We start from the raw sequence: 13,768 nt of genomic DNA, 5'->3' as shown, positions 1-13,768 counted from the left end.
CCCGTCCGGTGGGCGCGCGCCGCCGGGCCGGCCGCGGAACGTTACGGCACGCGCGCGGGCGTGAGCGGCAGGGCCGCCCAGATCACCTTGCCGCCGCTCGCCGTGTGCTCGACGTCGCACACCCCGCCACCCTCCCGGGTGATCTCGCGGACCAGCAGCAGCCCGCGTCCGCCGAGCTGCCCGTGGTCGGCCTCCAGGGCGGTCGGGCGGTAGGGGTGGTTGTCCTCCACGGACACCCGCACCCATTCGGCGCCGACCGCCACCTCCACCGCGAGCATCGGCGAGAGCAGCGCCGCGTGCCGGACGGCGTTGGTCACCAGCTCCGAGACGATCAGCAGCAGTCCCTGCAACAGGTCGGACGTGACCGGGACGCCCTGGCGGTACAGCAGGTCCCGCACGGCGTGCCGGGCCTGCGGTACCGAGGCGTCGACGGCGGGGGCGGTGAACCGCCACACGCCTTCGTACGGCAGCGGGCCCGGTCCCGGCGGGCCGGCGGGGACGTCCGTCCCGCCCGCCGGGCGGGGGGCGGACCCGCGCCCGTGATCGTCCATCGTCCGGTCGCCACCTCTGCGCTCGATTGTCACCACACGTCGAGTGTTGAGAACGCGTCGCTCCCCTCCACCCGGCTGACCAGAAGTAGACGCATATCGAGCATTTGTGACCGTTGGCGTATGACACGGTCAGATGTGGGACTGCTCGTGTCGCGGTCGTGCCGCCTTCCGGAACTCTTCGGGTTGTACGGGTTCTGCACGGCCCGCACGCCCCGGGCGTCCGCCGGGTCTTCGCCCAGCGTGGGACGTTTCACCTCGCCCCCGTGCGCGGTCTCACTCCGGCCCGGGGCGGCGGCGCCGATAGCATCCGGCCATGGAGCCCGAGCTGCAGCACAGCGTCACCGACGCGGTCGCCACCGTCGTCATCAGCCATCCGGCCAAGCGCAACGCCATGACGGCGGCGATGTGGCGGGCGCTGCCCCCGCTGCTGGACACCCTGGCCGCCGATCCGGACGTGCGGGTGCTGGTGCTGACCGGCGCGGGCGGCACCTTCTGTGCGGGCGCCGACATCTCCACGCTCCAGGGCTCCGCCGAGGAGGCCCAGCGCCTGGCGGTGCTCGCCGAGGAGGCGCTGGCCGCGTTTCCCAAGCCGACGCTGGCCGCGGTGCGGGGTCACTGCGTGGGCGGCGGCGCGCAGTTGGCCGCTGCCTGCGACCTGCGGTTCGCGGAGCAGGGGGCCCTGTTCGGGGTGACGCCCGCGAAGCTCGGGATCGTCTACCCGTCCTCCGCGACCCGCCGGCTGGCCGCGCTCGTCGGACCGGCGACCACCAAGTACCTGCTCTTCTCCGGTGAGTTGATCGACGCCGAGCGGGCCCTGCGCACCGGGCTCGTCGACGAACTGCTGCCGGAGGGCGAACTGGACAAGCGGATCGCCGAGTTCACCCGGGTCCTTGCCGCTCGTTCCCAGCTCACGCAGGCCGCGGCCAAGGAGTTCGCGAACGGCCGCACGGACCGCGAGGCGCACTGGGCCGAGCAGGCGCGTGGCAGCGGCGACACCGCGGAGGGTGTCGCCGCGTTCCTGGAGCGCCGGGCGCCGCGCTTCACGTGGACCACGTCGGGCTGACCCTCAGGTCGTGCTGACCCTCACGTCATGCACATCCCCGGGTCATGCCGATTCTCGGGTCACGCCGGTCCTCGCGTCGCGCCGGTCTGCGCGTCACGCTCTGCCCTCACGTGAGGGCGAAACGGCTCGCGGTGCGGAACTCCTCGACGAGATGCGCGGGCGCCTTCTCGGGTGACCCGGCGTCGTAGGGAGGCTGCGGGTCGTACTCGGTGAGCAGTTGGACCGCCTGCGCGTGCTCGTCGCCGGCGATCCGGCCGACCAGGGCGAGCGCCATGTCGATGCCGGAGGAGACCCCGGCCGCGGTGACGTACTTGCCGTCGAAGACGACCCGCTGTCCCGTCGGTTCGGCCCCGTACTGCCGCAGCAGGTCCAGCGCGGCCCAGTGACTCGTCGCGCGCCGGCCGCGCAGCAGGCCGGCGGCGGCCAGCAGCAGCGAGCCGGAGCACACCGAGGTCGTCCAGGTGCTGGTCGCGTCGGCCGTGCGCAGCCACTCCGCCAGGGCCTCGTTCCCCGCCTGGTCGAAGGTGCCGGGGCCGCCCGCCACCACGACGACGTCGGGGCTCGGCACCTCCCGCAGCGCCCGGTCGGCCGTGACGGCGAGGAAGCCGGTGTCGGTGCGGACGGCGCCCGGTTCCTCGGCGACGAAGTCGACGTGCGCGTCCGGCAGGCGGCTGAGGATCTCGTAGGGCCCGACGACGTCGAGGGCGGTGAAACGGTCGTAGACGACCATGGCGATCTGCATGAGGTCCCTTTCGGCAAGTGGTGGCGGTTCAGCGGACGGTGGCGGGGCGGAACCGGCGGCGGTACTCCGCCGGGGAGACGCCGAGGGCCTTGACGAAGGCGCGCCGCATGGCCTCCGGGGTGCCGTAGCCGCTGGCGCGGGCGACCTCCTCCACGCCGTCGCCGGTGTCCTCCAGCAGACGGCGGGCGTGCTCCAGACGGACCCGGTCGACATAGCGGCCCGGTGTCGTGCCGGTCTCGGCCTGGAACGCGCGCGTGAAGTGCCGTGGCGACAGCCGGGCGCGGGCCGCGAGCGCCTCCACGCCCAGATCGCCGTCCGGATGCTCGGTGATCCATTGCTGCACCTCGCGCAGCGGTTCACGGGCGGCGGTCTGTGCGGCGAGCTGGGCGCTGAACTGCGCCTGGTTGCCGGGCCTGCGCAGGAAGACGACGAGGTGGCGGGCGATGGCGAGCGCGGCGTCCCGGCCGAGGTCCTCCTCGACCAGGGCGAGGGAGAGGTCGATGCCGGAGGTGACCCCGGCGGAGGTGTGCACATGACCGTCCCGGACGTAGATGGGGTCGGGGTCGACCTGGACGGCCGGGTGGTCACGGGCGAGCGTGCCGCAGTACGCCCAGTGCGTGGTGGCGCGCCGGCCGTCCAGCAGACCCGCCCGGGCGAGCAGGATCGCGCCCGTGCACACGGAGACGAGCCGCCGCGCCCGCGGTCCGTGCCGGCGCAGCCAGTCGACCAGCCGCGCGTCGGGGCTGCGGGTGCCCTGCCCGCCCGGGACGAGCAGGGTGTGCGGGTCGGGCGTGTCCTCCAGCGCCTCGTCCGGTACGAGGAGCAGGCCGCTGGAGGTGCGCACGGGGGCGCCTCCCAGGGACGCCGTACGCAGGCGGTAACTGCCCGGCGTGTGGTTCCCGGCGCCCGCGAAGACCTCCAGGGGGCCGGTGACATCGAGGCTCTGCACGCCGTCGAAGAGCACGAAGAGAACGGTTCGCTGCGCCATGCCGACGATTCTTCGGCAGCGGCGTGATGGCGGCAACGACGAATTTCCCACCTTTTCTGCCATGCGGTCCGAGGCGGAGGGTGCGCGGGGCTGGAGTCGGATACCGACTGGTCGGTAACGTGCACGCCCATGACTACCGCCCTCCTGCCGCCGCGCGCCGGACGCCACTGCCACAACGCGCTGAACACGCTGCACGCCACGCACTACTTCGCGCCCGAACTGGGCAAGGAACTCGCCTCCCTGGGAGTCACACACCCCCGGGCGGTCAACTTCGCCGTCCGCTCGGCGGCGCTCGGACCGGTGGGCGCCGGCACCGTCGCCGCGGCCTTCTACAACTACCGCTACGACCTGGTCGCCGAGCATGTGCCCGCGGTGTGGGAGACGGCCGCGCCGGCCGAGGTGCTCGCGGCACGCGTGCGTGCCGTCGACGGCGCGCTGCGCCGGCTGCTGGGCAAGGAGACGATCGCGTCGCAGGAGATGGCCGAGGCGGCAGGGCTGGCGCTACGGGCCGCCGAGGCCTGTTCCCGCCCCGGGCGGCCGCTGTACGCCGCCCACGCCGACCTGCCGGTGCCGAAGGAGCCGCACCTGGCTCTCTGGCACGCGGCGACGCTGCTGCGCGAGCACCGGGGCGACGGGCACCTCGCCGCGCTGCTGGCGGCCGAGCTGGACGGTCTGGAGGCCGTGGTGACCCACACCGCCACGGGCAAGGGCATGGCGCCGTCCTGGGTGTTCACCACCCGCGGCTGGACGCGCGCGGACTGGGACGCGGCCCAGGGGCGGCTGCGTGAGCGCGGTCTGCTCGACGCGTCGGGCGAACTGACCGAGCGGGGTGTGGCGCTGCGCGCGGACATCGAGGAGCAGACGGACCGGCTGGACCGGGCCCCCTACCAGCACCTGGGCGCGGAGGGTGTCGCACGGCTGACGGATCTCGCCGGCACCTTCGCCCGCACCACCGCCTTCGCGGGCGCCTTCCCGGCGGACCTGCTCGGCAAGGGCTGAACCCCCGCCCGCCGGCAGCCGGCTCGCAGGCCCGGGCATGGGCGAACCTCCCGGCCCGGCCGCTGCCGGCTCGCAGGTCCGGCAAGGGCTGAGCCGCAGGTCCGGGCATGGGCGCAGCACGGCGCGGTACCCGGTGCGGGACAGCGACCCGGACGAGCAAAGGGGATGTACGTGTTCCGTGCGATCGCAGACGTTCTGCGCCAGATCGGCTCGGCGGTGGCCACCGTGGTGACACTGCCGTTCCGCGCCGTGGCCCGCCTCTTCGGCGGCGCCTCGAGCACGGCCCGGGGCCATGGGGCCTGAGCCCGCAGGGCGGGGCGGGCCGGCGCGGTGGTGACCACCGCCCGCCCGCCCCGCGCCTCCCGTCCCCGCCCGGAGGCACGATCCCGCCCCGCCGGGGCCACGCCCTGATCCCCTATGTCGGTGCCGCCTGCCACAATTGCCGCGCAACCCGATGTGGAGAAGGCGGTACGGGATCGTGACGACACCCGGATCCATCGAAGTAGGGTCCATCGAAGGCAGGATCGCCGAGGAGCTCGGCGTACGGGAGCGGCAGGTGAAGGCCGCCGTCGAGTTGCTCGACGGCGGCTCGACGGTGCCCTTCATCGCCCGCTACCGCAAGGAAGCGACCGAGATGCTCGACGATGCGCAGCTGCGCACGATCGAGGAGCGGCTGCGCTATCTGCGGGAGCTGGAGGAGCGCCGGACGGCGATCCTCGAGTCGGTGCGCGAGCAGGGCAAGCTCACTGAAGAGCTGGCGGCGCAGATCCGCGGCGCGGAGACCAAGGCGCGGCTGGAGGACATCTACCTGCCGTACAAGCCCAAGCGGCGCACCAAGGCGCAGATCGCCCGCGAGGCCGGTCTCGAGCCGCTGGCCGAGGGGCTGCTCGGCGACCCGTCCGTCGACCCGCTCGCGGCCGCCGCGGCCTTCGTCGACGCGGACAAGGGCGTCGCCGATCCGCAGGCCGCCCTGGACGGCGCCCGGGCGATCCTCACCGAGCGGTTCTCGGAGGACGCCGACCTGATCGGCGAGCTGCGCGAGCGGATGTGGGTGCGGGGCCGGCTGGCCGCGAAGGTCCGCGAGGGCAAGGAGGAGGCGGGCGCCAAGTTCGCCGACTACTTCGACTTCGCCGAGCCGTTCACCGAGCTGCCCTCGCACCGGATCCTGGCGATGCTGCGCGGCGAGAAGGAGGAGGTCCTCGACCTCGTCCTGGAGCCGGAGGAGCCCACGGACGGCCCGTCGTCGTACGAGGGGATCGTCGCCGCGAAGTTCGGGATCGCCGACCGCGGACGGCCCGGCGACAAGTGGCTGAAGGACACCGTCCGCTGGGCCTGGCGCACCCGCATCCTCGTCCACCTCGGCATCGACCTGCGCCTCAGGCTGCGCACGGCCGCCGAGGACGACGCCGTGGGTGTCTTCGCCGCCAACCTGCGGGACCTGCTGCTCGCCGCCCCGGCGGGCACGCGCGCGACGCTCGGCCTCGACCCCGGTTTCCGCACGGGCGTCAAGGTCGCCGTCGTCGACGCCACGGGCAAGGTCGTCGCCACGGACGTCATCCACCCGCACGTCCCGGCGAACCGGTGGGACGAGGCCATCGCCAAGCTGGCCCGGCTCGCGAAGGAGCACGCGGTCGAGCTGATCGCCATCGGCAACGGCACCGCCTCCCGCGAGACCGACAAGCTCGCCGGTGAGCTGATCACCAAGCACCCGGAGCTGAACCTCACCAAGGTGATGGTGTCGGAGGCCGGCGCCTCGGTGTACTCGGCGTCGGCGTTCGCCTCGCAGGAGCTGCCCGACATGGACGTGTCGCTGCGCGGCGCGGTGTCCATCGCGCGCCGGCTGCAGGACCCGCTGGCCGAGCTGGTGAAGATCGACCCGAAGTCGATCGGTGTCGGCCAGTACCAGCACGACCTGTCCGAGGTGAAGCTGTCCCGTTCGCTGGACGCGGTCGTGGAGGACTGTGTGAACGGCGTCGGCGTCGACGTGAACACCGCGTCCGCGCCCCTGCTCGCCCGTGTCTCCGGCATCACCTCCGGGCTCGCCGAGAACATCGTCGCGCACCGCGACGCCAACGGCCCCTTCACCTCCCGCGCCCAGCTGAAGAAGGTGCCGCGGCTCGGCCCCAAGGCGTACGAGCAGTGCGCGGGCTTCCTGCGCATCCGCGGCGGCAGCGACCCGCTGGACGCCTCCAGCGTGCACCCCGAGGCGTACCCGGTGGTGCGCCGCATGGTGAAGACCACCGGGCAGGAGGTCGCCTCCCTGATCGGCAACACCTCGGTGCTGCGCTCGCTGAAGCCGCAGGAGTTCGTCGACGACACGTTCGGTCTGCCGACCGTCACCGACATCCTCAAGGAGCTGGAGAAGCCCGGGCGCGACCCGCGGCCCGCCTTCAAGACGGCCACCTTCAAGGAGGGCGTCGAGAAGATCTCCGACCTGAGCTCGGGGATGATCCTGGAGGGCGTCGTCACCAACGTGGCGGCCTTCGGTGCCTTCGTCGACGTCGGTGTCCACCAGGACGGCCTGGTGCACGTCTCCGCGATGTCGAAGACGTTCGTCAAGGACCCGCGTGACGTCGTCAAGCCGGGTGACATCGTGAAGGTGAAGGTCCTCGACGTCGACATCCCGCGCAAGCGGATCTCGCTGACGCTGCGGCTCGACGACGAGGCGGCCCCGCAGGAGAAGTCCGCCTCCCCCGCCGGCGGCCGGCAGCGCGGCGGGCGTCCGCCGCAGCAGCGCCAGGGCCGTGGGGGCGGCGGTGGCGGTGCCGGTGGAGGTGGCCGGCAGGACCGGCAGGCGCCGGCCCCGGCGAACAGCGCCATGGCCGACGCGCTGCGCCGCGCGGGCCTGCTGGGCGCCGACAAGAAGGGCCGCCGCTAGGCCGTTGCGGGGCGCCCGGTTCCGTTCCGGCAGGGGCGGGGCCGGGCGCGCTCGTACAGTGGCCGTATGACCACTTCGCGTGTGCTCACCTGGGACGTACCGGCGAGCGGTGGGTACGAGACGGCGTGGGCCGACTGCGGCCAGGGCGCCCTGCACGCCCGGGGGCGAGCGGTCGGCACCACGCCGGAGCCGTACTGGATCTCCTACGAACTGGAGACCGCGGAGGACTTCGTCACGCGGCGGCTGCGGGTGACCGCGGAGACCGCCGCCCGCACCCGCACCCTGGAGCTGCGCCACGACGGCCGGGGCGGCTGGAGCGCCGACGGCGAACCGCTGCCCCAGCTGACCGGCGCCCTCGACTGCGACCTCGGGCTGAGCCCGCTCACCAACACCATGCCGGTGCTGCGCCACGCCCTGCACCGGGCGGCGGGCGAACAGGAGTTCCTGATGGCCTGGGTCTCGGTGCCGGGCCTGGTCGTACGGCCTTCCCGGCAGACCTACACCCACCTCGCCCGCCTGTCCGGCGGAGGCGGCCGGGTGCGGTACGCCTCCGGCTCCTTCCGCAGCGACCTGGAGATCGACGCGGACGGGTTCGTCGTCCACTATCCGCAGCTGGCGACGCGGATCGCCGCGGAGTGAGACAGCAGCGCGCGGCCGCCGCACCGGCGGCGGCCTGCGCGGCGGCGGGACCCCTACCGTTCCGTCACCTTGCCGTCGGCGACCTCCAGGCGGCGGGTCACGTGGACCGCGTCCAGCATGCGGCGGTCGTGGGTGACCAGCAGCAGGGTGCCCTCGTAGGCGTCGAGGGCGGATTCCAGTTGCTCGATGGCCGGCAGGTCGAGGTGGTTGGTCGGCTCGTCGAGGACCAGCAGGTTGACTCCCCGGCCCTGGAGCAGTGCCAGGGCCGCCCGGGTCCGCTCGCCCGGGGAGAGCGTCGCGGCCGGGCGCATCACGTGGTCGGCCTTCAGGCCGAACTTGGCGAGCAGCGTGCGCACCTCGACCGGCTCGGTGTCGGGCACGGCCGCGCAGAACGCGTCCAGCAGGGCCTCGGTCCCGTGGAACAGCTTGCGCGCCTGGTCGACCTCGCCGACCAGCACGCCGGAGCCCAGCGTGGCGTGTCCCGCGTCCAGCGGGACCCGGCCGAGCAGGGCGCCGAGCAGGGTGGACTTGCCCGCGCCGTTCGCCCCGGTGACCGCCACCCGGTCCGCCCAGTCGATCTGGAGGGAGACCGGGCCGAAGGTGAAGTCGCCGCGCCGGACCTCGGCGTCCCGCAGGGTCGCCACGACCGCGCCGGAGCGCGGGGCCGAGGCGATCTCCATGCGCAGCTCCCACTCCTTGCGGGGCTCCTCCACGACGTCGAGGCGCTCGATCAGCCGCTGCGTCTGGCGGGCCTTCGCGGCCTGCTTCTCGCTGGCCTCGCTGCGGAACTTGCGGCCGATCTTGTCGTTGTCGCCCGCCTTGCGCCGGGCGTTCTTCACCCCCTTGTCCATCCAGGAGCGCTGGGTGCGCGCCCGGTCCTCCAGCGCGGACTTCTTGTCGGCGTACTCGTCGTAGTCGTCGCGGGCGTGCCGGCGGGCCACCTCGCGCTCCTCCAGGTAGGCGTCGTAGCCGCCGCCGTAGAGGTTGGTCTGCTGCTGGGCGAGATCGAGTTCGAGGACCTTGGTGACCGTGCGGGTGAGGAACTCGCGGTCGTGGCTGACGACGACCGTGGCCGCGCGCAGCCCGCTCACGAAGCGTTCGAGGCGCTCCAGGCCGTCGAGGTCGAGGTCGTTGGTGGGCTCGTCCAGGAGGAAGACGTCGTAGCGCGACAGCAGAAGCGAGGCGAGGGAGGCACGTGCCGCCTGGCCGCCGGACAGGGACGTCATCGGCTGGTCGAGGCCCACGGCGAGGCCGAGGGAGTCGGCGACCTCCTCGGCGCGCTCGTCGAGGTCGGCGCCGCCGAGGGCGAGCCAGCGTTCCAGACTCACCGCGTACGCGTCGTCCGCGCCCGGTGCGCCGTCGACCAGCCCCTGCGTGGCCTCGTCCATGGCGCGCTGGGCGGCCGCGACGCCGGTGCGGCGGGCCAGGAACTCGCGGACGCTCTCCCCCGGCCGGCGCTCCGGTTCCTGCGGGAGGTGGCCCACGGTGGCCGTCGGCGGGGACAGGCGCAGCTCGCCCTGCTCGGGCGGGACGAGCCCGGCGAGCATGGTCAGCAGCGTGGACTTGCCCGCGCCGTTGGCACCGACCAGCCCGATCACGTCTCCGGGCGCGACGACGAGGTCGAGCCCGGAGAAGAGCGAGCGGTCGCCGTGCCCGGCGGCGAGGTTCTTGGCGACGAGAGTGGCAGTCATCAGGGCGCCGATCCTAACGGCCGCCGGTGACGGCGACGCGCCCCGTGGGGGTGCGGCGGCGGTCAGCGCAGGGCCGCCACCAGGACGTTGCCCGAGGTCCGGGCCACGATCCAGCACTGCCCCTTGACCGTCCCGGGGTCCAGCGGGATGCGATGGCCGCCGGTGCCGAGGACGCCGTCGAAGATGTCGTGGGTGTGGGTGCGCGAGAGCCGGTCGACGCGGTACGCCGTCAGCCGCACCCGGCACGTCGAGGTGACCTCGACGGCCGCCTCGCCCCGGGCCGCGGTCAGCCGGGTCAGCCGGCGCTGCCCGGCGGGTCCCTGGTCCAGTGCCTGTTCGATCTGCGCCACGAGCAGCGGCACGACCGGCGTCAGGGCGTCCACGTACGCGGCCTGCACCCCGGCGGCCTCGAACGCGCGGCGTACGACGGCGCGTTCGGCGTCTCCGACGCCCCGGCCGAAGGCGACGGCGCCGTAGCCGCGCAGTTCCTCGGCGGGCACGCCGTCCGCGTCGTGGGCGATGTCGGCGCCGATGCCGATGGCGCGCAGCGCGGCGGCGAGCTTGGCGAGCAGGGCCACGCGGGCGCCGATGAGGAGCACGCGTCGGCGCCCGGTGTCCGGCAGCGCGGCCAGCGCCGCCCGGTACTGCTCGCCGCGGAACCGGAACGGCCCTATGCCGTGGTAGCCGTCGCGTTCCAGATCGACGTCGTCGCGGGTCTGCCAGGCGAAGTCCCGCCAGACGTAGTCGTCGCCGTCGTGCTCGATGACCGCGGTGACCGCCCCGCAGGCCAGGTCGGCGCACTCGGGGCAGCCGTAGATGACGAACCGCCCGCCGGGCAGCGGCGCGTCGGCCTCGCGCAGCAGACCCCGCACCTGCTCCGTGAAGATCGCGGGCGGCACGTCGGAGGCGAGCGGGGAGACGGCGTCCAGGTCGGCGAGCCGGAACAGCAGCGGGCGGCCGTCCACGACGAAGTCGAGGAAGTCCCGGTGGACCTGGTAGCCGCCGTCGGCGAGGACGGAGCCCGCGCGGGTCGCCGGGGCCAGGCCGAAGGTCGCGTACGCGGCAGACATGGGGTGAGTATTCCCGCGCCGTCACCGATGTGAGCGCGGCATGACACATTCCGCTACCGTCCCGGTGTGGAGAGTGAGCGCGGGGACGACGTGATCGTGGTCGGCGGCGGTGTCGTGGGGCTGACCACCGCCCTGGTCCTGGCCGAGCGCGGCCGGCGGGTGCGGGTGTGGACGCGGGACCCGGTGGAGCGGACGACCTCGGCGGTCGCCGGCGCGCTGTGGTGGCCGTACCACATCAAGCCGGTGGCGTCGGCGCGGAGGTGGGCGCTGCGCTCCCTGGACGTGTACGAGGAGTTGGCACAGAGCCCGGAGGCGACCGGCGTACGCCTGGTCGAAGGGGTACTGGGCGAGACGGAGCTGGACGAGGTCACCGGGTGGGCTGCCGCGCGGCTGCCGGCGCTGCGCGCCTCGGCGAAGGAGGAGTACGCCGGGTCGGGGGTGTGGGCGCGGCTGCCGCTGATCGACATGGCGGTTCATCTGCCGTGGCTGCGGCGGCGGTTCACGGCGGCGGGCGGGGTCGTCGAGGAGCGCGCGGTGTCCGGTCTGGACCGGGTGCCGGCCGCGGTCGTCGTGAACTGCACCGGTCTGGGCGCCCGCGAGCTCGTCCCCGATCCGGCGGTGCGGCCGGTGCGGGGGCAGTTGGTCGTGGTGGAGAACCCCGGGGTGCGCACCTGGCTCGTGTCGACCGCCGCCGGCGGCGAGTTGGCGTATCTGTTCCCGCACCGGGACCGTCTGCTGCTGGGCGGCACCGCGCAGGACGGCGACTGGTCCACCGAGCCCGACCCGGCCGTGGCCGAGGCGATCGTGCGGCGGTGTGCGGCGCTGCGGCCGGAGGTGGCCGGTGCGCGGGTGCTGGAGCACCGGGTGGGGCTGCGGCCCGCCCGGGACGTGGTCCGCCTGGAGCGCGAACTCAGGCCGGACGGGCGGGTGGTGGTGCACAACTACGGGCACGGCGGCGGGGGCGTCACCGTCGCGTGGGGCTGTGCGGAGGAGGCGGCCGGCTTGGCCGCCCCCTCCTGAGGCGGGATGAGGGTCAGGGCACGCGCGGGGTGTTCCGGGGCCCGCGCACGCCCTCCAGCGTGGCCGGGTGCGGGGCCGGGGCGGCCGCTCCCGCCGTGGCGCGGGCGAAGGCGCCGGCGCCGCCGACGAGCGGGAGCCGGGCCGAGGTCCGGGACAGGTCGAGGGTGAGGGTCGGGGTGGTGGACGGCGGGTCGATGAGGTCCTTGTCGGTGCCGGCCACGATCAGCGCCAGCCGGTGGCCCTTCGGTACGACGTGGTCGGTCGCCGCCAGATCGACGGTGATCGTGCAGGACCGGCCCGGGACGAGCGGCTCGCCCTTGCCGGGGTCGGCCCAGGTGCCGAGATCGGCCCAGCCGCGGCTGACGACGGTGTAGCCGACGTCGGTGGTCCTGGCCCGTGTCTCCTTGAAGCAGGCGCTGTCGCCCGGGGTGCTCGCGCCCCAGCAGGTGCGTTCGGTGAGGGTCGTGATGCCCTCGGCGGCGTCGGCGTAGTCGCGGATGGTGGCCGGGCCGACGTCGACGAGGACCGCCGACAGATGGGCCGTGGCGGTGGTCGGCGTCGCGGTGACGGTGACCTTCGAGGAGCCGGACAGGCGCAGGTCGCGGGTGAGCGGCGCGGTGGTGAAGCCGGCCTTGTCGGGGGTCGGCCGGTCGAGCTGCGCGGCCCAGTCGGTCTCGCTGTGCCGTGGGTCGTCGGTGAAGGTCGCGGTGCCGGTGGCCGGGCGCAGGCCGAGGGTGCCGACGCCGGGCTGGGCGCCCGGGGCGGGCCGCAGGGTCGTCGCCCGGGTGCCGCTCGGCGGCCAGAGGGGTGAGGTGGTCCACTGGTCCGGGCGGCGTTCGATGTCGGCCATCGGTTCACGGTCGATGCCGTTGTCGTAGCCGAGGAGTTCGTGGTCGAACCAGCGGTGCAGGGTGTCGACCCAGGCGGCGCGGCGGAAGTCGAAGGGGTCGACGTGCCCGGTCTGGGAGAGCCAGATCTTGCGCTTGACGCCGTTCTTGGCGAGGGCGTCCCACCACTGGCCGAGGTGCTTGGTGCGCACGTTGAGGTCCTGCATGCCGTGCACGAGGAAGACGCTCGCGCGGACCTTCTTCGCGTCCTTCACGTAGTCGCGTTCGGTCCACAGCGGGGTCAGGTCTCCGCTGCGGGGCGCGCCGTCGACGAGCTTTCGCTGGACGGCGGCGCAGCGGGCGCGGGCGTCGGGGCTGTCGACGTAGTCGGACAGCCACTCGGGGCCGGAGTCGTACAGCGGGGCGCCCTGCTGGAAGTAGTAGTCGTACCAGGAGGAGATCGCGCTGATCGGGACGACGGTCCTCAGGCCCTTGACGCCGGTCGCGGCGACGCCGTTGGCGATGGTGCCGTCCCAGCTCTTGCCGATCATGCCGGTGCGGCCGTCGGTCCAGCCGGCCTTCACGGTGGTGTCGCCGGTGCGGGAGGTGTACGCCTTCGCGCGGCCGTTCAGCCAGTCGATCACGGCCTTGGCGGACAGGACGTCGGAGCGGCCGCCGACGTCGACGCAGCCGTCGGAGCGGTTGGTGCCGGCCAGGTCGACGCCGACGACGGCGTAGCCGCGCGGAACGAAGTAGTTGTCGTAGAACAGCGGCATCTGCACGACGTGGCCGTCGGCGTCGTAGGTCTTCTTCTGGCTCTCGTTGCCGCGGCCGCAGCAGGAGTAGTAGGGGCTGGCGTCCATGATGACGGGCACCTTGCGGCCCCGCGCGGCGGGTTCGCTCGGCCGGACGATGTCGGCGGCGACGCGGTCGGTGCGGCCGTCGCCGTCGCCGTCGTATCCGGTGTCCACCCAGACGGCTTCGCGGATGGCGTGCGCGTAGGAGTAGACGGGCCGGCTCTCGCGCGGGGTCGCGTGCGCGGCGGCCGGGGTGAGGAGGGCGGCCACCAGGGCGGCGACCGCGGCTGTCACGAGCGTTCTTGTGGTCGTGAAGCGCGTGCGTTTCGGCATGCGCGGACGGTACATCGGTCAACTCCTGTACAGAAGAGCGCACACGGGGGCCGCTGGGCCATGCCGGGCGGGCAGAAGGTGAGGAGTGTCGAGCGGCTTCGGTCATGACGGCTGAATGGCGATCGTGTGACAGGAGGGGCCATGGACATGACCGGGGGTGGAGGGACTGA

Annotated in this window: 12 protein-coding genes; 6 read left to right on the top strand and 6 right to left on the bottom strand. The window is 73.7% G+C overall.

What is annotated here, in order from left to right; genetic code table 11:
• Positions 1-41 precede the first annotated feature (41 nt).
• Entirely contained in the window at positions 42-551 is a 510-nt protein-coding gene (locus ACZ64A_RS03495; protein WP_469807932.1) for an ATP-binding protein, read from the bottom strand.
• Positions 552-864: 313 nt separating this feature from the next.
• Between ACZ64A_RS03495 and ACZ64A_RS03490 the strand changes: the two genes are divergently transcribed.
• Entirely contained in the window at positions 865-1,614 is a 750-nt protein-coding gene (locus ACZ64A_RS03490) for an enoyl-CoA hydratase/isomerase family protein (protein WP_469807931.1), read from the top strand.
• Between the two features lie 106 nt (positions 1,615-1,720).
• On the opposite strand, the gene ACZ64A_RS03485 is transcribed toward ACZ64A_RS03490, so the two are convergent.
• The gene (locus ACZ64A_RS03485; RefSeq protein WP_469807929.1) at positions 1,721-2,356 is read right to left on the bottom strand and encodes a DJ-1/PfpI family protein; all 636 of its coding nucleotides are present in this window, start codon (positions 2,354-2,356) and stop codon (positions 1,721-1,723) included.
• Between the two features lie 28 nt (positions 2,357-2,384).
• Positions 2,385-3,344, bottom strand: coding sequence for a GlxA family transcriptional regulator (locus ACZ64A_RS03480; protein WP_469807927.1), 960 nt, complete (start codon positions 3,342-3,344; stop codon positions 2,385-2,387).
• A gap of 129 nt (positions 3,345-3,473) precedes the next feature.
• Between ACZ64A_RS03480 and ACZ64A_RS03475 the strand changes: the two genes are divergently transcribed.
• The 4 genes from ACZ64A_RS03475 to ACZ64A_RS03460 all read left to right on the top strand — a co-directional run bounded on the left by ACZ64A_RS03475 (position 3,474) and on the right by ACZ64A_RS03460 (position 7,860).
• Positions 3,474-4,343, top strand: coding sequence for an SCO6745 family protein (locus tag ACZ64A_RS03475; protein WP_469807926.1), 870 nt, complete (start codon positions 3,474-3,476; stop codon positions 4,341-4,343).
• A 171-nt stretch (positions 4,344-4,514) separates the two neighbouring features.
• The gene (locus ACZ64A_RS03470; protein WP_361629254.1) at positions 4,515-4,646 is read left to right on the top strand and encodes an LPFR motif small protein; all 132 of its coding nucleotides are present in this window, start codon (positions 4,515-4,517) and stop codon (positions 4,644-4,646) included.
• Between the two features lie 175 nt (positions 4,647-4,821).
• A complete protein-coding gene (locus ACZ64A_RS03465; RefSeq protein ID WP_469807925.1) occupies positions 4,822-7,221 on the top strand; it encodes a Tex family protein in 2,400 nt (799 codons plus the stop codon).
• Between the two features lie 66 nt (positions 7,222-7,287).
• Positions 7,288-7,860: a putative glycolipid-binding domain-containing protein gene (locus ACZ64A_RS03460; protein ID WP_469807923.1), complete on the top strand. Its 573-nt coding sequence runs from the start codon at positions 7,288-7,290 to the stop codon at positions 7,858-7,860.
• A 53-nt stretch (positions 7,861-7,913) separates the two neighbouring features.
• Here ACZ64A_RS03460 and ACZ64A_RS03455 read toward each other — a convergent pair whose 3' ends face one another.
• Both ACZ64A_RS03455 and ACZ64A_RS03450 read right to left on the bottom strand, forming a co-directional pair.
• Positions 7,914-9,551 carry an ABC-F family ATP-binding cassette domain-containing protein gene (locus ACZ64A_RS03455; RefSeq protein WP_469807922.1) on the bottom strand — a complete coding sequence of 546 codons (1,638 nt, stop codon included), beginning with the start codon at positions 9,549-9,551 and terminating at the stop codon, positions 7,914-7,916.
• Positions 9,552-9,613: 62 nt separating this feature from the next.
• Positions 9,614-10,621, bottom strand: coding sequence for an oxidoreductase (locus tag ACZ64A_RS03450; RefSeq protein ID WP_469807920.1), 1,008 nt, complete (start codon positions 10,619-10,621; stop codon positions 9,614-9,616).
• Between the two features lie 66 nt (positions 10,622-10,687).
• On the opposite strand from ACZ64A_RS03450, the gene ACZ64A_RS03445 reads away from it, so the two are divergent.
• Positions 10,688-11,641 (top strand): FAD-dependent oxidoreductase, encoded by a 954-nt coding sequence (locus tag ACZ64A_RS03445; RefSeq protein ID WP_469807919.1) that lies wholly within the window; start codon positions 10,688-10,690, stop codon positions 11,639-11,641.
• Positions 11,642-11,654: 13 nt separating this feature from the next.
• Here the strand turns inward: ACZ64A_RS03445 and ACZ64A_RS03440 are convergent, their stop codons facing one another.
• Entirely contained in the window at positions 11,655-13,598 is a 1,944-nt protein-coding gene (locus tag ACZ64A_RS03440) for a Xaa-Pro dipeptidyl-peptidase (protein ID WP_469807918.1), read from the bottom strand.
• Between the last annotated feature and the right edge of the window lie 170 nt (positions 13,599-13,768).

The sequence above is a fragment of the Streptomyces sp. NPDC104814 genome (assembly GCF_055583185.1).
This window is presented reverse-complemented; position numbering and strand designations above follow the sequence as displayed.